This window comes from Cellulosimicrobium sp. NPDC057127 (assembly GCF_042670945.1).
Classification (GTDB): Bacteria; Actinomycetota; Actinomycetes; order Actinomycetales; family Cellulomonadaceae; genus Cellulosimicrobium.
In genome coordinates this window covers 19,916-39,600 of sequence record NZ_JBHUUP010000016.1, presented here as the reverse complement: position 1 = coordinate 39,600, position 19,685 = coordinate 19,916, and the positions used below count along the sequence as shown (strand labels likewise).

The window sequence follows — 19,685 nt, the reverse complement described above, 5'->3', positions numbered from 1 at the left end:
GCTCACGGACCGGCCGTCCTCTCGGGCGGGCGGACCGTGGACGAGGCGACCTCGTCGAGCGTGGCCTGCTCGGCGCGGCCCTCGGCGCGCGCCGTGTCGTCGTCGTGCCGCTCCTGGAGCTTCTCGAGCCCCAGGGAGGCCGTGCGCGCGCGCTGCAGCTCGGCCCGCGCCTCGTCGACCTCCTGCACGCGCAGGCGCGACTCGGCCTCCAGCACCGCGAACAGGGAGCTCGACGCCGCGCGCGAGGCCGCGATCGCGGCGAGCGACGCGTTGCTGCTCGCCAGGGCGGGCGACGCGTCGACGTACGCGGCCAGCCCGCCGACGCGGTCGAGCGTCTGCGTGAGGTCGGCGTCCGCCTCGACGAGACGCATCCGCGCCTGGTCCTCCTCGAGCTTGCGCAGGCGCAGCACGCCCGCGAGCCGGAACCTGCCGGCCATCACGCCTCCCCTGCGGTCAGGGCCTGGGCGAGGCGCGTCAGACGCGACCACGACTCGTCGGCCGGTGTCTGGTCCGTCATGGCCTGGCGCAGGAAGGCGTCGATCGCGCCCTCGTGCTCCAGCGCCGCGTCGACCAGCGGGTTCGAGCCCTTCTTGTACGCCCCGATGTCGATCATGTCCTGGGCCGCGCGCCGCGCCGCGAGCACCGCGCGCAGCGTGAGCGCGACGGACCGCTGCTCCGGCGTGGTCACGCGCGAGGCGACGCGCGAGACCGAGCCGACCGCGTCGACGGCCGGGTAGTGGCCCGCGACGGCGATCGCGCGGTCGAGCACCACGTGCCCGTCCAGGACCGAGCGCGCCTGGTCGGCGATCGGCTCGTTGTGGTCGTCACCGTCGACGAGCACGGTGTAGACGCCCGTGATGGAGCCGGTGGGACCGGTGCCCGCGCGCTCCAGGAGGCCCGCCATGAGGGAGAACGTCGACGGCGGGTAGCCGCGCGTCGCGGGAGGCTCGCCGACGGACAGCCCGATCTCGCGCTGCGCCATGGACACGCGCGTGAGGGAGTCCATCATGAGCACCACGTGGGAGCCGGCGTCGCGGAACGACTCGGCGATCCGGGTGGCGGTGAACGCGGCCCGCTTGCGCATCATCGCCGGCTCGTCGGAGGTCGCCACCACGACGACCGAGCGGGCCAGCCCCTCGGGGCCGAGGTCGTCCTCGAGGAACTCGCGCACCTCGCGGCCACGCTCGCCGACGAGGGCGATGACGGACACCTCCGCGTCCGTGCCGCGGGTGATCATCGACAGCAGCGACGACTTGCCGACGCCCGACCCGGCGAACAGGCCGATGCGCTGGCCGCGACCGATGGTCGTGAGCGTGTCGAGCACGCGCACGCCCGTCTGGAGCGGCGTCGTGATCCGGGCACGGTCCATCGCGCGCGGCGCGTCGTGGTCGACCGGGACGCGGGCGGACACGGTGAGCGGCCCCTTGCCGTCGACGGGCCGCCCGAGCGCGTCGATCACGCGGCCCGTGAGGCCGCGCCCGGTCGGGACGAGCGTGCCGGCACCCTGCGCGCGCACCGGGTCGCCGGCGCCCACCCCCGTGACCCGGCCCAGCGGCATGCAGCGGGCGCGCCCGTCCGACGTCGCCACGACCTCGGCGTCCACGCCGTGCGCGCCGTCGCCGACGCGGACCAGGTCGCCGATCGCGCACCGGAGACCCGCGACCTCCAGGCTGAGGCCGACCGCGGACGTCACGACACCCACGCGCTCGGGCCGCGCGGCGGCGAGGAGCGGCCCGAGGAGGCCGGCCCTCGCGGCGGCGGGCGCCTGGGGCGTCGCGACGCTCATGCCCCTCCCCCGGTCGTGCCCGGGTCCGCGAGCGCGGCGCGGGCACGTTCCACGGCGGTACGGACGCGGGCGTCGAGGAAGCCGTGCTCCAGGTCGGCGACGGCGTCGCCCCGCCGCAGCGCCGGGTCCGGCACGAGCAGCGCGTCGGCCACGCCCGTCTCGGCGAGCAGGTCCACGTCGTCCGGGTGCAGCCGGACCGCGACGACCGCGCCCTCGGCCGACGCGGTCACGCGCTCGAGCGCGGCCTGCGCCGCCCGCGAGCGGTCCGCGAGCTGGAACCCGACGATCGACTCGGCGAGGTCGAGCGCGCCGCGGACGGTGGCGTCCTGGGCCTCGGCGACCACCGGGACGGTGCGCTCGCCGAGCGCGCGGGCCGCCTCGCGGAGCACGGCGAGAGCGCGCTCGGTCCGCGCCGCCTGCTCGGCGACCCGCCGGGCGTGCTCCGCCTCGAGCTCGGCGCGCGCGCGGGCGGCGTCCTGCTGGGCCGCGCGGGCGCCGGCGGCGTACCCGGCGGCGTACCCGCGCGCGGAGGCCGACGCCTCCACCTCCTGCAGCCGTGCGCTGGGCAGGACGGGGACGGCCTGCGGCACGAACCGGGTGTCAGTAGACAAGCTCGTCTCCGTCCGTGCGGTGGATGGTGATCTTCTCGCCGGCCTCCAGGTCGCGGATGATGCGGACGATCTCGGCCCGCGCCTCCTCGACCTGGCTCATGCGCACGCCGCCGAGACCCTTGATCTCGTCGTCGAGCAGCGCGCGGTTGCGCTCGGAGATGTTCTTCGTGATCGTCTCGACGACCCGGTTCGACGTCCCCTTCATCGCGAGCGCCAGGACGGCCATCTCGACGCCGCGCAGGATGACCTGGACGTCGCGCGCCTCGAACGAGGCGATGTCCTCGAACGTGAGCATCCGCGAGCGGACCTCCTCGGCGAGCTGCGGGTCGCGGGCCTCGAGCCCCTCGAGCACCGCCTTCTCCGTCGCCGCGTCCGAGCGGTTGATGATGTCGACGAGCGGCTGGACGCCGCCGATGATCTCGACCGGCTGCCGCGGGGTGATGCTCGCGCCCATGCGCGTGCGGAACTGCTCGGAGACGAGCTTGACCGCCTCGGGCGACGCGGTGCCCATGGTGGCGAGCGCCTGCGCGACGTCGGTGCGGTACTCGTCCGCGAGGTTCGCCAGGACCGAGGACGCCGCGCCCGAGCCGAGGTGCGCGAGGACGAGCGCGACGGTCTGCGGGTGCTCGCCGTCGAGCAGGGACACGATCTGGCCGGGGTCGGTGCCGTCGAGGTACTCGAAGGCCTTGCCCTGCATGCTGGACACGAGCCGGTCGACGACGTCGGCGGCCCGGTCGGCGCCCAGCGACGCCTCGAGCAGCCCGACCGCGAAGTCCTTGCCGCCGCGCGGGCGCGGGTTGCCGGACAGCGCCATGTCGTAGAACTCGTCGAGGGCCGCGATCGCCAGGTCGGCGTCCACGACCTGCGTGCGCATGATCTCCGCCGCGACCTCGCCGGCCTCCTCCTCCGAGAACAGCGACATGATCGTCGCAGCGCGCTCCTGGCTCATCTGCATGAGGACGAGCGCGACCTTCTGCACCCCGCTCATCGCGGCGACCTTGCGCACGGCCTCGGCCGACGGCGCCGGCGTGGGCGCCGCCACCGGCAGCGTCGCGGCGTCGGGTGCCGGCGCGGTCGCCGGCTCCGCGGTGGCCACGCTCATCAGGACACCCCCGCCCGGTCCTCGGCGAGGAGCACCCGCAGGTACTCCGCGGTCTTGTCCGGGTCGGCCCCGGCGAGCGCGTCCACCTCGGCGCGACGCTGGTCGACGCTCGAGAACCGCGGCGTCGGGGGCTGGATCTGCGGCCTCTCGGGCACGGCCTCGAGCTCGGCGTCGCCGTCCCCGCCGGGCAGGCCGAGGAACTCGTCCTGCGCACCCATGAGCTCGAGGTCGCCGATGTCGACCGTCTCCCGGCGCTCACGACGCCGGCGCGAGCGGCGCCACAGGGCGAGGATCACCAGGGCCGCGAGCAGCACCCCGGCGACGACCGCCGCCGTGCGCAGCAGCTGCGCCTGCCGCTCGGCCGCCGCGGCCTCCTCCGCCGCGGTGAGCGCGGCCTGCGCCTGCTCGGCCGCCGTGGTGTCGAACGGCAGCACCTGGACCTCGACGGCGTCGCCGCGCTCGGGGTCGATGCCTGCCGCGGCGGCCACGAGGCCGTTGATCGCGTTGATGTTCATGGCACCCGCGGCCTCGGCGTCGAGCGCGACCGACACCGTCTGCCGGGTGAGCACGCCCGCCGGGGTCGTCGTCGTCTCGGTGACCTTGTCGATCGCGTTGTTGCGGGTCGTGTCCTCCGACCGGTACGTGGAGTCGCCCCCGCCGCCACCCGGCACCGCGATGTTGTCGGGCCCCAGCACGCCCGCCGCACCGGCGCCGGCGCCGGTGTACTCCTCCGTCGTGGTCGCCTCGTTGAGGACGGGCGCCTCCTCGGGCGTGCCGAAGGTCTCCTCGAGCCGCTCGGAGCTGGACAGCTCCATCTCGGCCGTGACCGCGACGGTGGAGTTCCCCGCGCCGACGACCTGGTCGAGCATGGCCTGCACCTGCTGCGTGACCTTCTGCTCGTACTCGCTCGCCTGCTGGCCGGTGGACCGCGTGCCCACGCCGACCTCGGAGAGCACCTCGCCGTTCGCGTCGATCACGGCCACGTCGGTCGGCGCCATGCCGTCGATCGACGCCGAGACGAGGTGCACGATGGCGTTCACCTGGTCGGTCGTGAAGCTCGCGCCGCGGGCCGGGGCGACGAACACCGACGCCGTCGGCGTGCCCTGCTCGGCGGCGAACACCGTCTCCTCGGGGATCGCGAGCTGCACCGAGGCGGTGTCGACGACGTCCATCGCGGAGATCGTGCGGGCGAGCTCGCCCTCGAGCGCGCGCTTGTACGTGACGTCCTGCTGGAACTCGCTCGACGTGACGCCCATCTCGTCGAGGAGGCTGTAGCCGCCCGTCGGCTCGTCGGCGGGCAGGCCCGCGGTCGCGGCGGTCAGGCGCTGCTCGTACACCTGCTCGTCGGGCACGAGCACCGTCGAGCCGCCGTCGGTCAGCTGGTACGGCACGCCCTGCGAGCGCAGCTGGTCCACGACGGCCGACGCGTCCGCGCTCGACAGCCCCGAGAACAGGGGCGTGTACGTCGGGCGCGACGCCCAGGACACGAGCGCCACGACGGCGACGACGAGGATCGCCAGCGCGAGCAGCGCGAGCGTGCGCTGCGCGACGGTGAAGTCGCGGACCGCCCCGAACGCGCGGCCGAACGACGACTTGATCTTCTCGGGCATCGTCAGGCCTGCATCCTCATGATCTCGGTGAACGCGTCGACGGCCTTGTTGCGCACGGCCGCGACGAGCTCGAGGGTCGTCTGGGCGCGGGTGGAGGCGATGGTCGCCCGGTGGACGTCCTCCAGGTCCCCGGTGACGGCGGCGACGGCGAGCTCGTTGGACGTCGCCTGCAGCTGCTGGGTGCTGTCGACCGCGCCGCCGAGCACGTCGGCGAACGCCGTCGCGCCCGCGGCACCGACCTGCTCGGCGCGGGCGACGGGCACCGCACCGGCGAGGTCGGCCGTCGTGACGCCGGCGAGGTAGCCGGTCGCGGTCGTGGGCTCCACGGAGGAGAGAGGCATGGGGCTCACTTCCCGATCTGCAGGGCTGCTTCGTACGCGGTCTTGGCGCGGTCGACCACCGCGGCGCTGGCCTGGTAGCCGCGCTGGGCCATGATCAGGTGGCCCATCTGCTCGGAGAGGTCGATGTCGGGGTAGCGCACGTACCCGTCGGCGTCGGCCAGCGGATGGTTCGGCTCGTACGTGAGCCGTCCCTCCGCGTCGCCCCACGCGGCTCCCGCGACGTAGGCGCCGGGGTTGTCGTCGCCGCCCTCGACCGCGAGGACGTACCGCGCCTGGAACGCGACGTCGTCGGTGGCGCGCACCGTGTTCACGTTGGAGAGGTTGTCGGAGACCGCGTCGAGCCACTTGCGGTGCAGCGTGAGGCCGGTTCCGGCGATGCCGAGCGCGTCGAAGGTCATGGTCAGGCCGTCCTCATCGCCGCGCGCAGGGCGTTCGCCTCGCCGCCGACGGCCTGCGTGGCGAACTGGTACCGCAGCACGGTGTCGACGTTGGAGACCGTCTCGGTGTCGAGGTTGACGTTCGAGCCGTTGAGCTGCGTGGGCTCGAGCGAGCGCGCCTCGGTGAAGGCGGCACGGCCGTCGCCCTCGCGGACCGAGACGGCGAGGGCCTCCTCGAACTGCACGCGCCGGGCGGTGTAGCCGGGGGTGTTGATGTTGGCGACGTTCTCGGCGATCGCGCGCTGGCGGGCGGACAGCCCGTCGAGGGCGCTCTGGAGCGCGAGAGAGGTGACGGAGTCGAACACGGGCGCGGCATCCCCACGTCGTCGGTGTCGGCCGTCCGATGGCCTGCGTGGCGAGCGGTCCGTGCTCACCCTGGACTGTCGGCGACCGTCCGGCCGCCGTGCGTCACCCGACGTCCTGCGGACCGCGTGCCCCCCGGCGCGTCGTGTGCTCACGCGGGGCCCTATGCAGGCGTCCTCACGGTGAGCCCGCGTGCGTCGTGCCGCGTCAGGCGCTCACGTCGAGGTAGGCCGCGGCCGTGGGGTCGTGGGCGGGCGGCACGGCACCGAGCGCGCGGACGTGGCGCCGGTTGCTCGCCATCGCGGCGTGCAGGCCCCCGACCGCCCCGCCCAGCCGGGCGACCACGTCGAGCGCGCGCTCGACGAGCGACGGCGGCAGCGGGCCCAGGCCCTGCGGCGGCTCCCACGCGAGGAGGCGGGCCACGGCGGACTCCCCCGCGTGCTCGCCGGCGTCCCCGGCCATGGTCTCGAGCTCGTCGAGCACACGCTCCCACGCCGCCGTCGCCGCAACGGCGCCGCTCCGTCCTGCGTCCGACGTCGGGCCGGGCGGGAGGTCGGACGGCTCCACGGCCTCAGGCGACACCGGACACCGAACCGGGGCCGAGCGACGCGCGACCGTGACCGGCGGGAAGCTGCTCCGCCGCCTGCCGCCACGTCTCCTGCAGCGGGACGACGAGCTCGATCACCTCGTGCGTGCGGGCGATGTCGCGGTGCACGTTCGCGGCCACGAGCGCCTCGTGCATGTACAGGTAGAGGGCCATGAGGTCCTCGGCACCGTCCCACACCGTGGTGTCGAGCGAGCCCATGAGCTCGGCGACGATCGCCTGGGCGTGCAGGAGCTGCTCGGACGCGACGGACCACCGCTCCTCCCCTTGCGCCGTCTCCGCCCGACGGAGGTCGAGCACGAGGCGGTCGTAGAGCATGGTGAGCAGGCGCGCCGGGGACGCGGTGAGGACGGCGTCGCGCCCGTAGGCGCTGTGGACGAGGGGGTTCACGGGTGCTCCTGGGGTGACGGAACGGGTCAGTTCGTACGCTGCTGCGGGGTCAGCGCCGCGAGCTGCCCGGTCAGCCACTGCTGCTGCGAGTCCAGCTTCGCGAGCTGCACCTCCATCGCGACGAACTGCGACGTGAGGCGGGCGCGTCGCTGCTCGAGGCGCAGGTCCCACCCGGCGATCTGGTCGTCCAGGCGCTTCGCGGTCGTCTCGCGGTTCTGGATGGAGGTCGTGAGCAGGCCGTCGTACTTGTCGGACAGGGTCTCGGCGGCGTCCTGCACGCGGGTGGCGACCTGGGAGAAGAGCGTGGTGGCGGCGTCCGGGTCCTCCGCGAGGGCCGTCCCGAGCTTCTCGGCGTCGAACGTGATGTCCCCGTAGCGCGTGATCTCGATGCCGATCGCCGCGAGGGACGTGCCGTCCACGGGGTAGGTCATCGCGTCGAGCAGCGTCTGGCGCGCGGAGCGCACGACCGACTCGCCGGCGAGCGTGGCGCCCGACGTGCTGCCGTCGGAGCCGATCGTCACCTTGGTCTGCGCGGTGATGCGCGACAGGATGGCGGACACGGCGTCCACGAGACCCTGCACCGTGGCGGCGCGCGCGTCGGCGTCGTCGCCGACCGTCACGGTGACGGGGTCGGTCGACGCCTTGGAGACGGTGACGTCCACGCCGGGCAGCAGGTCGGCGAAGGTTGCGGACGCGGACGTCACGGTCTGCTCCGCGGCGGTCCCTGCCCACAGGCGGACGGAGGAGTCGGCGGCGGCCGTGACCGTCGCGGCACCGGGGGCGGCGAGGAGGTCGGTCGCCGTGCCGGCGTCCACCTCGGCGGCGGTGCCGGCGTGGAACGAGAACGCGCTCGCGGCGCCGGTCTCGGTGGCGGTGAGCTGGAGGCGGTACAGCGTCTGGCCCGTGCCCGCGTCGGTCCCGGCCGCGACCTTGACGGCGCGCACGCCGCCGTCCGCGGCGTTGACCGCGGCGACGACGTCGTCGAGCGAGGTCGACGCGGCGGTGATCTCGGTGTGGTTCCCGTCGGCGTCGGTCAGCGTGAACGCGGTGCCCGACGCCGTGGCCATCGCGGCGGTGACGGACTTCTGCGCGGCCGCCACCCGGTCGACGACCACGTCGAGGCTGCCCGCGCTGGCGCCCTCGCCGGCCGTGACGGTGACGGCGTCGGACGAACTCGTGGCCGTGAACTTCGCCAGGGCGTCGCTCTTCGCCAGCTCCTTCGCGGTCTTCGCCAGGGCGGCGATGCGCGTGTTGAGGTCCTGCAGCGCGGTGATCTCGCTGCGCTGCGCCTTGACCTTGGACTGCAGCTGAAGCTGCGGGATGGACTCCACCTGGATGAGCTGGTCCACGATGGCGCCGGTGTTGAGGTTGCTCGACAGACCGGAGAAGGAGATGCTCACGGGGGTCGCCTCCAGGTGCGCGGGGTGGGGTTCGAGGGAGGTGCCGGCTCGGGCGCCGCGGCGTGCGCGGCGGGGCGGCGGACGGCACCCGACGGGCGGCGGGGAGGTCGGTCCGGGCCGCCCGCCGGGTGGTCAGGGTCAGCCGAGGAGCTGGAGCACGCCCGCGGTGGACTGGTTCGCCTGCGCGAGCATCGCCGTGCCGGCCTGCGCCAGGATGTTCGTGCGCGAGTAGTTCATCATCTCCTTGGCCATGTCGACGTCGCGGATGCGCGACTCGGCCGCCGTCAGGTTCTCGGCCGCGACGTTGATGTTGGAGATCGCGTACTCGAGACGGTTCTGCGTCGCACCCAGGCCCGAGCGCGCCGTCGAGACGGCGGTCAGCGCGGTGTCGACGAGCTCGATCGCGGCCTGTGCGCTCGCCGCGTCCGTCTCGACGTCCAGCACCAGCGGCGTGAGGATCGTCTCGAGGTCGTTCGTGGTCAGGTCGACCGTGATCGTGTTGCCGCCGGCGGCGGTGCCCTCGGCGCCCACCTGGACCGTGAGGTCCGTGGCCGCCGCGGTCAGCAGGTCGATGCCGTTGAAGTTCGTCGACTCGACGATGCGGGTGAGCTCGTCCGCGAGCTCGTCGATCTCGGACTGGATCGCGGTGCGTGCGTCGGCGTTGTTCGTGTCGTTGGCCGCCTGCACCGACAGGTCGCGCATGCGCTGCAGGATCGACTGGGCCTCGCCGAGGGCGCCCTCGGCGGTCTGCACGACCGAGATGCCGTCCTGCGCGTTGCGCGCCGCGACCGCGTAGCCGTTGACCTGCGCACGCAGGCCCTCGGCGATCGACAGGCCCGCGGCGTCGTCGGCCGCGCGGTTGATCCGCAGACCCGAGGACAGCTTCTCGAGCGACTTGCTCTGGCTGTCCTGGGTGTTGGTGAGGTTCCGGTACGTGTTGAGTGCCGAGACGTTGGTGTTGACGCTGAAGCCCATGAGACGTCCTCCGTGAGACGGGCGGTCGGATGATCCCCCAGCCCATCCGTGGGCCGGTCACCGAGCACTGTCGGCAGGCGCCGCCCGCTCGTGGCCCCCGACTTCGGGCAGCGCGTCGCCGCCCCCACGGGCGGGGACGACGAACGGCGCCGCACCGGTGAGGTGCGACGCCGTCCGTGCCCGGCGGGACGCGTCAGCCGAGGAGCTGGAGCACGCCCGCGGTCGACTGGTTCGCCTGCGCGAGCATCGCCGTGCCGGCCTGCGCCAGGATGTTCGTGCGCGAGTAGTTCATCATCTCCTTGGCCATGTCGACGTCGCGGATGCGCGACTCGGCCGCCGTCAGGTTCTCGGCCGCGACGTTGATGTTGGAGATCGCGTACTCGAGACGGTTCTGCGTCGCACCCAGGCCCGAGCGCGCCGTCGAGACGGCGGTCAGCGCGGTGTCGAGCGTCTCGATGGCCGCCTGCGCGTTGGCGGCCGTGTCGACGGTCACCGTGGCACCGGGGGTGCCCGTGGTGAAGACGCCCGCGCCCAGGATCGTCGACAGGTTGTTCGTGGTGAGGTCGACGGTGATGGTGTTGCCACCGCCGGCCGAGCCCTCGGCGCCCACTTGGACCGTGAGGTCCGTGGCCGCCGCGGTCAGCAGGTCGATGCCGTTGAAGTTCGTCGAGTCGACGATGCGGCCGAGCTCGTTCGCGAGCTCGTCGATCTCGGACTTGATCGCGGTGCGCGCGTCGTCGTTGTTCGTGTCGTTGGCCGCCTGCACCGACAGGTCACGCATGCGCTGCAGGATCGACTGGGCCTCGCCCAGCGCGCCCTCGGCGGTCTGCACGACCGAGATGCCGTCCTGCGCGTTGCGCGCCGCGACCGCGTAGCCGTTCACCTGGGCCTTGAGGCCCTCGGCGATCGACAGGCCCGCGGCGTCGTCGGCCGCGCGGTTGATCCGCAGACCCGAGGACAGCTTCTCGAGCGACTTGCTCTGGCTGGCCTGGGTGTTGGTGAGGTTCCGGTACGTGTTGAGTGCCGAGACGTTGGTGTTGACGCTGAAGCCCATGAGACGTCCTCCGTGAGACGGGCGGTCGGATGATCCCCCAGCCCATCCGTGGGCCGGTCACCGAGCACTCTCGGCAGCACCGCCCGGTCAGTGGGCGCCGAACCCCGGACGACCTGCCTTTTCACCCGGCGCAGGGCTCAGCCGAGGAGCTGCAGGACGCTCGACGGGGCCTGGTTCGCCTGCGCGAGCATCGCGGTGCCGGCCTGCGCGAGGAGCCCGAGCCGGGCGTCGTCGCGCACCTCCTTCGCGATGTCCGCGTCGCGGATCGCGGACTCGGCGGCCCGCAGGTTCTGAGCCGTCCCGCTCGCGACGTGGGCCGCGCGCTCGAGCCGGTTGATCGTCGCGCCCATGCGCGAGCGCTCCTCGGACACGCGGGCGATGGCCCGGTCGACGGCCTCGACCGCCGCCCGCGACGTCTCGTGCGCCGCGTCCGGGTCGCCGGCTCCCGTGAGGCTCACCGAGAGCGCGCCGGTGCCAGCGACGAGCACCGACGTCACGGCCCACGTCACGCGCGGGAGCTGGACCGCGATCGTCGACGCCGCGTCCCCCTCGGAACCCACCTGGAACGTCACCGTCGGTTCGCTGTGCAGGAGGAGGTCACCGTTGAAGCTCGACTCGTTGTGGGCACGGCTCACCTCCTCGGCGAGCGCTCCCAGCTCGGCCTCGAGCGCCGCACGGGCGTCCGGGCCGTTCGTGTCCGACGCCGCCTGGAGCGCGAGGTCGCGCATGCGGTGCAGGAGGTCGTGGATGCCGTCGAGCGCGCCGTCGGCGGTCTGCAGCATGGCGACGGCGTCCGCCGCGTTGCGCTGCGCCACCGCGCTGCCGTTGGCCTGGGCGCGGAGCCCTTCCGCGGTCGTGAGCCCGGCGCTGTCGTCGGCGGCCTCGTTGATCCGCAGGCCCGAGGCGAGCCGCTCCGCGGACTCGTCCTTCGCGCGGTGGGTCACCGAGAGCTGGCGGTAGCCGGCGTTCGCCGCCACGTTCGTCACGATCGAGAAGCCCACGTTCCCTCATCCCTTCGTCCTCGGCCCGGTCGGGCCGGGTGACCCGGGGCCGACGACGGCCCGTCACGGAACACTGTCGGCTCGCGGGGCGCCGTGGTGGGCGCGCGGCCCGGACGAGCGTGCGCGGACGGGCGGTCGTCAGGAGGCGGCCGGGACGTCCCACGCGCCGCGCCGCGTGGCGCCGCCCGCGACCCGCTCGCCCACCTCGGCGAGGTACTCGCGCCGACGGGCGGACAACGGCGCGGCCACCGCGGGCGGCTCCCGGTCCGGGTAGTGCGCCTGGAGGCCTTCGCGCAGGAGCCGGACGGCCTCGATGCGCGCGTGCGAGACCGTCGAGTGGCCGATGCCGAGCTCCTCGGCGAGCTCGCCCACGCTGCGCCCCACGAAGTAGACCTGCTCGACGATGTAGCGCAGCTGCGACGGCAGGGCGGCGACCGCCTCCCGCACGACGTGCCGCTCCTCGACCGCGAGCACCTGCTCCTCCGGGCCGGGACCGTCGAGCACCACGTGCTCGTAGGTCGCGTCCTCCATGGCGACGATCGAGCGGCCCGCGTCGTCGCGGATGGAGCGCACGTCCGCCACCGAGACGCCCATCGCCTCGGCGAGCTGGGCGTCGGTGGGCTCGCGCCCCAGCGACGCGGTGAGCGCCTGCTCCACCGCCGTCAGCTCCTTGATGCGCTTGCGCGCCGAGCGCGGCGCCCAGTCCTGGGAGCGCAGCTCGTCGGCGAGCGCCCCGACGATGCGACGGCGGGCGTAGGCCCCGAAGGGCACCCCGCGCGAGGGGTCGTAGGTGCCGGCCGCGGTGGTGAGCGCGATCGCACCCACGGACGCGAGGTCCTCGCGCGAGAGGTGGTCCGCGCGAGCGCACAGGTCCGAGACGAGGAAGCCCACGAGGGCGAGGTTGTCCACGACGAGTGCGTTGCGCTCGGAGAGGTTCACGCCGGAGCTCCTTTCTGCTGGGCACGACCTCGGTGCGGCACCGAGGAGGACGCTGTCGGGGCACGCGGCGGCGACCGCGTCTGGTGCCTCCATGCGCGCGGCGCGCAGATCAGTCGCGATCTGCGCCCCACATCGGCCTCCGGGCGGCCGACAGTGCTCACCGAGCGGGCCTGTGCCCGCCGTCGTCGCGCACGGAAGGGAGAGGCACGTTGGGCCCTCAGGAGCTGTCGACCCTGCTGTGGCGAGAGCGCGAGCTGCTCGAGATGCTGCTGTTCAAGCTCGAGGAGGAGCAGCTGCTCCTCACCGCAGGACGCACGCGCTGGCTCGCGCACGCCAACCGTGAGGTCGAGACCGTCATGGAGAAGGTGCGCGAGGCGACGCTGGTGCGCACCGTCGCGTCCGAGTCGGTCGCGACGTCGTGGGGCCTCGAGCCGGACGTGCCCCTGCGCGAGATCGTCGCCGCCGCGCCGTCCGGCGGCCCCTGGCGCGAGATCTTCGAAGGGCACCTCACCGGCCTCACCGAGCTGACGGTGCGCATCAAGACCGTGCGCGACGCCAACACGCAGTTCGTCAACCACGCCGCGCGGTCGACGCAGGAGACGCTCGCGACGCTCGGCGGCGAGGCGCGCACCTACGACGCCACCGGCACCGCCACGTCGCAGTCCGCCGTCGCCCACCTCTTCGACACGGTCCTGTAGGGAGTCGCCCCGTGAGCTCGTTCGCCATCCTCAACACCGCCTTCCGGGGGCTGAGCGCCGCCCAGGCGGGCATGGACGTCACCGGCCAGAACGTGTCCAACGTCAACACGGACGGCTACACGCGCCAGCGCGTCCAGCAGTCCGCCGTGGCGCCGCTCGGCGAGATGGGTCTCGGCCGCCTCGCCCAGCAGACGCGCAACGGCCAGGGCGTGAGCGTCGACGGCGTCGCGCGGCTCGGGGACCTCTTCCTCGAGGCGCGGGTCCGCCAGACCGCGTCGAACGACGGCTATGCGTCGGTGCGCGCCGACGCGTACCGGGCGGTGGAGGACATTCACGGCGAGCCGTCCGACAACGGCCTGTCCGCCGCGCTCCAGTCCTTCTGGGGCGCGTGGCAGGACGTCGCGAACTCGCCGGGCGAGGACGCGCAGGCCTGGGTGGTCATCGAGGAGGCGAACGCGATCGTCGGCCGGCTCGCGGAGGGCCGCGGTCGCGTCGAGACGGCGTGGGACCAGTCGCGGACGACCGCCGGCTCACTCGTCGCGGAGGTCAACACCGCTGCCGACAAGATCGCCGCGCTGAACACCCAGATCCTCAACGCGGCCGGGCAGGGCGGCTCGGTCAACGAGCTCGTCGACCGGCGCAACCAGCTCACGAGCGAGCTGGCCCGTCTCGCCGGGGCCCGGACGAGCGACAACGCGGACGGCACGGTCAACGTGCTCGTCGGCGGCAACTTCCTCGTCGACGGCAACCGCGTGAACGAGGTCCGCCTGGCCGGCTCGGCGTCGCTCGACGGCACCGCCGGCGACCCCGTCCGCCTCGAGTGGGCGCACCGTCCCGGTGCGGCCGTCGCGCTCGAGGGCGGCGAGCTCGCGGGCCACCTCTCGGCGATGGCGCCGGCCACCTCCGGCGGCATCCACGCCCAGGCCGCCGCCGGCTACGACACGCTCGCCACCACGATCGCGAACCAGGTCAACGCGCTGCACGCGACGGCGACCACGCCGTCGGGCGCCCCCGGCGGCAGCTTTTTCACGTTCCAGGCGGGCAAGCCCGCGGCCGCGGGCCTCCAGGTCGCCGTCACCACGCCCGGCGGGGTCGCGACCGCTGCCGCGGGCGGGGGCGCGCTCGACGGCTCCGTCGCCGACGCGATCGCCGGTCTCGGCGTCGCGAACGACGGCCCCGACGCCGCCTGGGCGGCGCACGTCACGCAGCTCGCCGTGCGCTCGGCCTCGGCGACCCAGGACGCGACGCTCGCGACCACGGCGTCGACGGCGGCGTTCAACGACCTGCTGTCGCACTCCGCCGTCTCGCTCGACGAGGAGACGGTGAACCTCATGCAGTACCAGCACGCCTACCAGGGCGCGGCGCGCGTCCTCACCGCCGTCGACGAGATGCTCGACCAGCTCATCAACCGCACCGGCCGCGTCGGCCTGTAACCCGGCCGAACGGCCCGCGAGGGGAGAACCGTGCGCATCACCAACCAGATGCAGTCGTCGTACGTGACGAGGAGCCTGCAGTCCAACCTGGCCCGGATCGCCGAGCTGCAGGAGCAGGGCACCTCGGGACGCAAGCTCACGCGCGCGTCGAGCGACCCGTCGTCCGCGGCCGACGCCCTCGGCGTCCGCAACCAGCTCGCGACGGAGAAGCAGTACGAGCGCAACATCACGAACGGCGAGGGCTGGCTCGCGACGCTCGACACGACCCTCACGACCGTGACGGACGTCGTCCAGCGCGTGCGCGACCTCGTGCTCCAGGGCGCGTCCGACACCGCGTCGGACGACGCCCGCGAGGCGATCGCCTCGGAGATCGTCGAGCTGCGCGACGAGCTGATGCGCCAGTCCAACGCGACGTACCTCGGCCGCACCGTGTTCGCGGGCACGTCCGACGAGGGCGTCGCCTTCCGCGACGACTACACCTTCACGGGCGGCGCCGGGACGGGCGTCGAGCGGCGCATCGGTACCGACACGACCGTCCGCGTGGACATCGACGGCCCCGCCGTCTTCGGCGAGGGCGCCACCTCGGTGTTCGCGCTGCTGGACACCGTGGCGGCCGACCTGCGGGCCGGCACGGGGAGCGGCGGCCACCTCGCCGCCGTCGACGCGCGTCTCGACGCCGTCCTGACGCAGCACACCACCGTGGGTGCCCGGCAGAAGCAGCTGGAGCGCGCCGCGGACACCAACCTCGGGTCCCAGGTCGGCCTGGAGTCCCACCGCGCGTCCCTCGAGGACGCCGACATCGCCGAGCTGGCCATCGACCTGCAGCTCAAGCAGGTCGCCTACCAGGCGACCCTGAGCATCGGCGCGAGCCTTCTGCAGCCCTCTCTCCTGGACTACATCCGCTGATGACCACCATCACCTTCGTGACCCCGCCCCCGGGCCTCGACGCCCGACGCTACGAGCTGCTCGCCGAGACCGACGAGGGCGTCTACACGCTCGCCGCGCTCGACGCCCCGGGCGTCGAGATGCTCGTGCTCGACCCGAGCCGCTGGGTGCCGGACTACGCGCCCGCCATCCCCGCGGCCGACCTCGAGCGCATCGGCGCGGACGAGGAAGACCCCGTGCTGCTCGTCGTGGCGAGCGCCCGTGGCGGCTCCGTGAGCGTCAACCTCGTGGCTCCCGTCCTCGTGCACCCCGGGACGGGTGCCGCGATCCAGACGATCCTCGAGGGCCAGGACCTCGACCTGCGCCGGACCCTCGTCCCCGCCTGATCCACCTACCCCTCTCCGCACCTCCTCCCCGGGCACCCGGCGAGGACGCGGACACGAAAAGAACGGCTCGCCTCGTGACCACGAGGCGAGCCGTTCTCGTACGGGCGGTCAGCGCAGGACGACGGTCAGCGCTCCCCCGCCGTAGCCGGCGATCTCGACCGAGGCGTCGACCCGACGGCCGGTGCTGCGCAGGAACGACACCGGCCCGCCCGGCAGGGCGCCGCGGGTCGAGTCGAACACCTCGGCGAGCTTGAGGTGGGGCGCGCCCTCGGCGTTGAACAGCGCCGCGGTGACGTTGAGGACCTCCCCCACGTTCTCGAGCAGGACGTCGCTCAGCGCACCGTCGGCGACGGCGTCCTTCGCCGGGGCGGGCGGCATGAGGCCGATGGCGGCGCCCAGGTAGGCGCCGAGGGAGACGTCGACGGCGACGACCGCCTCCACCTGCGCGCGGTTGCTCACGTAGGTGGCGACGATCACGCCGGGCTTCGTCTCGGGCGTCATGAGGTCGTTGACGCGCTCGACCGTGCAGTCACGGCCGACCAGGCCCCCGTACAGGTCGCGCAGCTCCTTGAGCTGGGGCAGGGGCGTCGCGGTGATCACAGGAGTGCTCCTCCGGGTGGGCGGGTGGGGCGGGTGGGTCAGCGGAAGTGCGGCCGCAGGGCCGTCTCGAACGTGTCGGCGTCGAACGGCTTCGCGATGAGGAACAGCGCGCCCTCGGCGTCGGCGAGCTCGCGCATCTGCGGGGAGCCCTCCGACGTGACGAACCCGAACGGGACCGTCGAGCCGGCGGCGCGCAGCGAGCGCAGGACGTCGATGCCGTTCATCTCCGGCATGTTCCAGTCGGACAGCACCAGGTCGGGGTTCTCGGCCTGGGCCATGGCGAGCGCCTCCGCGCCGTCTCCGGCCTGGACGACGTCCCAGGCGCTGAAGCCGGCCTGACGCAGGGTACGGACGACGATCTGCCGCATGACACGGCTGTCGTCGGCGACGAGGACCTTCACAGCTCTTCTCCGTTCTTCGGGGTCCACAGGGAGATGACGAGGGGGTCGCCGCGCCAGAGCAGCGGCTGCTCGTGGTCGGCGGGGCGCGAGGCCGTCGGGCCGGTGACGTCGACGACGGGCAGGGTCAGCGAGGACCCCTCGGGCAGCATCCCCTTGAGGTTGCCGCCCACGACGTTCGCCACCTCGCCGAGGGCGTCCTCGACGTCCTCGAGGGACACGTCCTCGTCGGGGGTCATCTGGAGCAGGGCGCGGGCGAGACGGTCCGCCGTGGCGCGGGGCGTGACGACGAGCGCGCGGTAGTGCGCCGGGCCGACGATGTCGACCCAGGCGTGGACCGGGTCGACCATCGGCACGGTGATGGCGTCCGCGGGCGTGAGCAGGCCTGGCTCGCCGTCGATCATCGCCGTGAACAGGTCCTGGGTGATCGGGACGACGCTCTCCGCGAGCGTGACGTGGGTGTCGATCATGCGAGTTCCTTCGTCGGTAGGAGCCCGAGCATGTCGAGCTTCGCCATGAGGGCGTCGGGGGTGAACGGCTTGATGAGGTACTCGTGGGCACCGGCAGCCAGGGCGCGCACGATCTGGCCCTGCTCCGACTCGGTGGTGACCATCATGAGCGTGAGGTCGCGCCACTCGCGGTTCGCGCGGACGGCCTGCACGAACTCCAGCCCGTCCATGACCGGCATGTTCCAGTCGACGCAGGCGAGGTCGAACCTCTCCCCCGCCTCGAGCTGGTCGAGCGCCTCGCGGCCGTCGGCCGCCTGGGCGGTCTCGAAGCCGAGATCGTGCAGTGTCGTGGCGACGATGCGACGCATGACACGGGCGTCGTCGATGATCAGCGCTCTCATGAGCTGCCTCCTCGGAGTCGGTATATGGAGCCCTGCGTCACGTCGACCCGGTCCCACGAGGGGTCCACGCCGACGGTGGTCTCGGCGGCTCCCAGGACGAGGAAGCCACCAGGGCGCACCCGACGACGGAGCCGGGCGAGGATCGACTGCTTGGTGGGCAGGTCGAAGTAGATGAGGACGTTGCGCAGGAACACGACGTCGAACTGGCCGGCGCCGGGCGGCGGGTCGAGCAGGTTGTGCTGCTGGAACGTGATGCTCCGGCGCAGCCCGGCGTCGACCTCCCACTCGGCTCCGACGCGCGTGAAGTTGCCGACCAGCATCGGGGCGGGCAGGCCCCGGTTGACCTCGAGCTGGCTGTACCGTCCCGTGCGGGCGCGGTCGACGACCTGGGCGTTGATGTCGGTCGCGAGGATGCGGAACCGCGGCACCTTCTCCTCGCGCAGGACCATGGCGATGCTGTAGGGCTCCTGGCCCGTGGAGCACGCGGCCGACCACACGGACAGGTCGGCGCCGGCGCACGCGGGGACGATGACGCGACGGAGCGCCGTGAACGGCGACGTGTCGCGGAACCAGGACGTCTCGTTGGTCGTCATCGCCTCGACGACACGCACGATCTCGGTCGCCGTCCCGCCGCGCACGTACCGCTGCACGTAGCTGTCGACGGCGTCGGGGCCCTGGAGCCCCTTCTCGCGGGCGAGCGGGCCCAGCCGGGACTCGACGAGGTACTCCTTGCCGGGCGTGAGCTGGATCGCGCTGTGCTTGCGGACGAGGTCGCTCACGTACGAGAAGGACTGGGTGGATACGGTCATGCGTGCGCTCCTTCCGTCGCGGACACCACGGCGCGCGTGATCTCGCCGAGCGGCAGCACCTGGTGGGCGTGGCCGGCGGTCGTCACGGCGCCGGGCATGCCCCAGACGACGGACGACCGCTCGTCCTGCGCGATGACGTGCCCGCCGGCGCGGGCGATCTCGCCGGAGCCGTCCCGGCCGTCCGACCCCATCCCCGTGAGGACGAGGGCCAGCAGGTCGCCTCCCAGCACCCGCACCGCGGACCGGAAGAGCACGTCGACGGCGGGGCGCGTGAAGTTCACGGGCGGTCCGTCGGTGAGCCGGGTGACGAGGCTCGTGCCCTCGCGGACGACCTCGAGGTGGCGGCCACCGGGCGCGAGGTAGGCGTGCCCCGCACGCAGCACCTCTCCCCCGGCCGCCTCGACGACGCGCGTCGCCCCCTCCCGGTCGAGCCGCTCGGCGAGCTGGCGCGTGAAGACGGGCGGCATGTGCTGGACGAGCAGCATCGGCACGGGCAGCGGCGCGCGCAGGCCCGCGAGGACCTGGCGCAGCGCCTCGGGCCCGCCCGTGGACGAGCCCACCACGAGGGCGCGGACCGGGCGCACGGGAGCCGCGCGTCCGCCGGCTCGGGCCGCACCCGCCGAGGACGGGGGCGCCGCCGGCGCCCCCGTCGCCCGGAGCGCGCGCGGCACGAGCGCCTTGATCTTGGGCACGAGCTCGAGCCCGACGCGCTCGAGCGCCGTCTGCACCGAGCCGGCACCGCTGGGCTTGGTGACGTAGTCCGTCGCGCCCGCCGTCAGGGCGTCGAGGGTGGCCGAGGCGCCACGCTCCGTCAGCGTGGAGAACATGATGACGGGCATCCGGCGACCCGCGGCGCGCAGGGCGCGCACCGTCTCGATGCCGTTCATCGTCGGCATCTCGATGTCGAGCGTGACCACGTCGGGGTCGAGCTGCTCGACCTTCGACAGGGCGAGACGGCCGTCCGCCGCCGTGCCGACGACGGTGATGTCGGCGTCGCGGTCGAGGGTCTGCGACACGAGGCGCCGGATGACGACGGAGTCGTCGACCACGAGGACACGGATCATCCTCGGCCT

The 19,685-nt window shown here is 73.5% G+C and carries 25 protein-coding genes; 4 read left to right on the top strand and 21 right to left on the bottom strand.

Annotated elements, in window-relative coordinates; genetic code table 11:
- Positions 1–2 precede the first annotated feature (2 nt).
- The 15 genes from ACFTZA_RS14805 to ACFTZA_RS14735 all read right to left on the bottom strand — a co-directional run bounded on the left by ACFTZA_RS14805 (position 3) and on the right by ACFTZA_RS14735 (position 12,553).
- Positions 3–437 (bottom strand): flagellar FliJ family protein, encoded by a 435-nt coding sequence (locus tag ACFTZA_RS14805; RefSeq protein WP_378196379.1) that lies wholly within the window; start codon positions 435–437, stop codon positions 3–5.
- Positions 437–1,786 (bottom strand): FliI/YscN family ATPase, encoded by a 1,350-nt coding sequence (locus ACFTZA_RS14800; protein WP_378196376.1) that lies wholly within the window; start codon positions 1,784–1,786, stop codon positions 437–439. Before ACFTZA_RS14800 ends, ACFTZA_RS14805 begins: the two co-directional genes overlap by 1 nt.
- Positions 1,783–2,397: a FliH/SctL family protein gene (locus ACFTZA_RS14795; RefSeq protein ID WP_378196373.1), complete on the bottom strand. Its 615-nt coding sequence runs from the start codon at positions 2,395–2,397 to the stop codon at positions 1,783–1,785. The genes ACFTZA_RS14800 and ACFTZA_RS14795 overlap by 4 nt, the downstream gene beginning before the upstream one ends.
- The gene (fliG, locus tag ACFTZA_RS14790) at positions 2,387–3,499 is read right to left on the bottom strand and encodes a flagellar motor switch protein FliG (RefSeq protein ID WP_378196370.1); all 1,113 of its coding nucleotides are present in this window, start codon (positions 3,497–3,499) and stop codon (positions 2,387–2,389) included. The genes ACFTZA_RS14795 and fliG overlap by 11 nt, the downstream gene beginning before the upstream one ends.
- Positions 3,499–5,109: a flagellar basal-body MS-ring/collar protein FliF gene (gene fliF / locus ACFTZA_RS14785; protein WP_378196367.1), complete on the bottom strand. Its 1,611-nt coding sequence runs from the start codon at positions 5,107–5,109 to the stop codon at positions 3,499–3,501. Before fliF ends, fliG begins: the two co-directional genes overlap by 1 nt.
- A gap of 2 nt (positions 5,110–5,111) precedes the next feature.
- Positions 5,112–5,450, bottom strand: a complete 339-nt coding sequence (fliE, locus tag ACFTZA_RS14780) for a flagellar hook-basal body complex protein FliE (RefSeq protein WP_378196364.1) — start codon at positions 5,448–5,450, stop codon at positions 5,112–5,114.
- 5 nt (positions 5,451–5,455) lie between these two features.
- On the bottom strand, positions 5,456–5,848 hold the full coding sequence (locus ACFTZA_RS14775; protein ID WP_378196360.1) for a flagellar basal body rod protein FlgC: 393 nt from the start codon (positions 5,846–5,848) through the stop codon (positions 5,456–5,458).
- Between the two features lie 2 nt (positions 5,849–5,850).
- Positions 5,851–6,192, bottom strand: coding sequence for a flagellar basal body rod protein FlgB (locus ACFTZA_RS14770; protein WP_378196358.1), 342 nt, complete (start codon positions 6,190–6,192; stop codon positions 5,851–5,853).
- Between the two features lie 205 nt (positions 6,193–6,397).
- Entirely contained in the window at positions 6,398–6,757 is a 360-nt protein-coding gene (locus tag ACFTZA_RS14765) for a hypothetical protein (protein WP_378196355.1), read from the bottom strand.
- Between the two features lie 4 nt (positions 6,758–6,761).
- Positions 6,762–7,184: a flagellar export chaperone FliS gene (fliS, locus tag ACFTZA_RS14760; RefSeq protein WP_378196352.1), complete on the bottom strand. Its 423-nt coding sequence runs from the start codon at positions 7,182–7,184 to the stop codon at positions 6,762–6,764.
- Positions 7,185–7,210: 26 nt separating this feature from the next.
- Positions 7,211–8,584: a flagellar filament capping protein FliD gene (gene fliD, locus ACFTZA_RS14755; RefSeq protein WP_378196349.1), complete on the bottom strand. Its 1,374-nt coding sequence runs from the start codon at positions 8,582–8,584 to the stop codon at positions 7,211–7,213.
- Positions 8,585–8,722: 138 nt separating this feature from the next.
- Positions 8,723–9,559 carry a flagellin gene (locus ACFTZA_RS14750; RefSeq protein WP_378196346.1) on the bottom strand — a complete coding sequence of 279 codons (837 nt, stop codon included), beginning with the start codon at positions 9,557–9,559 and terminating at the stop codon, positions 8,723–8,725.
- A 193-nt stretch (positions 9,560–9,752) separates the two neighbouring features.
- The gene (locus ACFTZA_RS14745) at positions 9,753–10,613 is read right to left on the bottom strand and encodes a flagellin (RefSeq protein ID WP_378196343.1); all 861 of its coding nucleotides are present in this window, start codon (positions 10,611–10,613) and stop codon (positions 9,753–9,755) included.
- A 137-nt stretch (positions 10,614–10,750) separates the two neighbouring features.
- Entirely contained in the window at positions 10,751–11,614 is an 864-nt protein-coding gene (locus tag ACFTZA_RS14740; protein ID WP_378196340.1) for a flagellin, read from the bottom strand.
- 138 nt (positions 11,615–11,752) lie between these two features.
- Positions 11,753–12,553: a sigma-70 family RNA polymerase sigma factor gene (locus ACFTZA_RS14735; RefSeq protein WP_378196337.1), complete on the bottom strand. Its 801-nt coding sequence runs from the start codon at positions 12,551–12,553 to the stop codon at positions 11,753–11,755.
- Between the two features lie 209 nt (positions 12,554–12,762).
- Between ACFTZA_RS14735 and ACFTZA_RS14730 the strand changes: the two genes are divergently transcribed.
- From ACFTZA_RS14730 to fliW, 4 genes are read left to right on the top strand one after another with little or no spacing between them, the layout of a single operon-like run.
- Complete coding sequence (locus ACFTZA_RS14730; RefSeq protein ID WP_378196334.1) at positions 12,763–13,251, top strand: flagellar protein FlgN; 489 nt, start codon at positions 12,763–12,765, stop codon at positions 13,249–13,251.
- A gap of 11 nt (positions 13,252–13,262) precedes the next feature.
- Positions 13,263–14,684 carry a flagellar hook-associated protein FlgK gene (flgK, locus tag ACFTZA_RS14725; RefSeq protein WP_378196332.1) on the top strand — a complete coding sequence of 474 codons (1,422 nt, stop codon included), beginning with the start codon at positions 13,263–13,265 and terminating at the stop codon, positions 14,682–14,684.
- A 30-nt stretch (positions 14,685–14,714) separates the two neighbouring features.
- Positions 14,715–15,590 carry a flagellar hook-associated protein FlgL gene (gene flgL / locus ACFTZA_RS14720; protein WP_378196329.1) on the top strand — a complete coding sequence of 292 codons (876 nt, stop codon included), beginning with the start codon at positions 14,715–14,717 and terminating at the stop codon, positions 15,588–15,590.
- On the top strand, positions 15,590–15,955 hold the full coding sequence (gene fliW / locus ACFTZA_RS14715) for a flagellar assembly protein FliW (RefSeq protein WP_378196325.1): 366 nt from the start codon (positions 15,590–15,592) through the stop codon (positions 15,953–15,955). Before flgL ends, fliW begins: the two co-directional genes overlap by 1 nt.
- A gap of 108 nt (positions 15,956–16,063) precedes the next feature.
- On the opposite strand, the gene ACFTZA_RS14710 is transcribed toward fliW, so the two are convergent.
- From ACFTZA_RS14710 to ACFTZA_RS14685, 6 genes are read right to left on the bottom strand one after another with little or no spacing between them, the layout of a single operon-like run.
- Positions 16,064–16,555 (bottom strand): hypothetical protein, encoded by a 492-nt coding sequence (locus ACFTZA_RS14710; RefSeq protein ID WP_378196323.1) that lies wholly within the window; start codon positions 16,553–16,555, stop codon positions 16,064–16,066.
- 38 nt (positions 16,556–16,593) lie between these two features.
- Complete coding sequence (locus tag ACFTZA_RS14705; protein WP_378196320.1) at positions 16,594–16,956, bottom strand: response regulator; 363 nt, start codon at positions 16,954–16,956, stop codon at positions 16,594–16,596.
- A complete protein-coding gene (locus tag ACFTZA_RS14700) occupies positions 16,953–17,423 on the bottom strand; it encodes a chemotaxis protein CheX (RefSeq protein ID WP_378196317.1) in 471 nt (156 codons plus the stop codon). The genes ACFTZA_RS14705 and ACFTZA_RS14700 overlap by 4 nt, the downstream gene beginning before the upstream one ends.
- A complete protein-coding gene (locus tag ACFTZA_RS14695; RefSeq protein WP_378196314.1) occupies positions 17,420–17,803 on the bottom strand; it encodes a response regulator in 384 nt (127 codons plus the stop codon). Before ACFTZA_RS14695 ends, ACFTZA_RS14700 begins: the two co-directional genes overlap by 4 nt.
- Positions 17,800–18,612, bottom strand: coding sequence for a CheR family methyltransferase (locus ACFTZA_RS14690; protein WP_378196311.1), 813 nt, complete (start codon positions 18,610–18,612; stop codon positions 17,800–17,802). Before ACFTZA_RS14690 ends, ACFTZA_RS14695 begins: the two co-directional genes overlap by 4 nt.
- Positions 18,609–19,676: a chemotaxis response regulator protein-glutamate methylesterase gene (locus ACFTZA_RS14685; protein WP_378196308.1), complete on the bottom strand. Its 1,068-nt coding sequence runs from the start codon at positions 19,674–19,676 to the stop codon at positions 18,609–18,611. Before ACFTZA_RS14685 ends, ACFTZA_RS14690 begins: the two co-directional genes overlap by 4 nt.
- Positions 19,677–19,685: the final 9 nt, after the last annotated feature.

Coding starts and splice junctions, on each gene's coding strand:
- ACFTZA_RS14805 (WP_378196379.1), bottom strand. CDS start 437: ATGGCCGGCAGGTTCCGGCTCGCGGGCGTGCTGCGCCTGCGCAAGCTC.
- ACFTZA_RS14800 (WP_378196376.1), bottom strand. CDS start 1,786: ATGAGCGTCGCGACGCCCCAGGCGCCCGCCGCCGCGAGGGCCGGCCTC.
- fliG (WP_378196370.1), bottom strand. CDS start 3,499: ATGAGCGTGGCCACCGCGGAGCCGGCGACCGCGCCGGCACCCGACGCC.
- fliF (WP_378196367.1), bottom strand. CDS start 5,109: ATGCCCGAGAAGATCAAGTCGTCGTTCGGCCGCGCGTTCGGGGCGGTC.
- fliE (WP_378196364.1), bottom strand. CDS start 5,450: ATGCCTCTCTCCTCCGTGGAGCCCACGACCGCGACCGGCTACCTCGCC.
- ACFTZA_RS14775 (WP_378196360.1), bottom strand. CDS start 5,848: ATGACCTTCGACGCGCTCGGCATCGCCGGAACCGGCCTCACGCTGCAC.
- ACFTZA_RS14750 (WP_378196346.1), bottom strand. CDS start 9,559: ATGGGCTTCAGCGTCAACACCAACGTCTCGGCACTCAACACGTACCGG.
- ACFTZA_RS14745 (WP_378196343.1), bottom strand. CDS start 10,613: ATGGGCTTCAGCGTCAACACCAACGTCTCGGCACTCAACACGTACCGG.
- fliW (WP_378196325.1), top strand. CDS start 15,590: ATGACCACCATCACCTTCGTGACCCCGCCCCCGGGCCTCGACGCCCGA.
- ACFTZA_RS14700 (WP_378196317.1), bottom strand. CDS start 17,423: ATGATCGACACCCACGTCACGCTCGCGGAGAGCGTCGTCCCGATCACC.
- ACFTZA_RS14695 (WP_378196314.1), bottom strand. CDS start 17,803: ATGAGAGCGCTGATCATCGACGACGCCCGTGTCATGCGTCGCATCGTC.
- ACFTZA_RS14690 (WP_378196311.1), bottom strand. CDS start 18,612: ATGACCGTATCCACCCAGTCCTTCTCGTACGTGAGCGACCTCGTCCGC.
- ACFTZA_RS14685 (WP_378196308.1), bottom strand. CDS start 19,676: ATGATCCGTGTCCTCGTGGTCGACGACTCCGTCGTCATCCGGCGCCTC.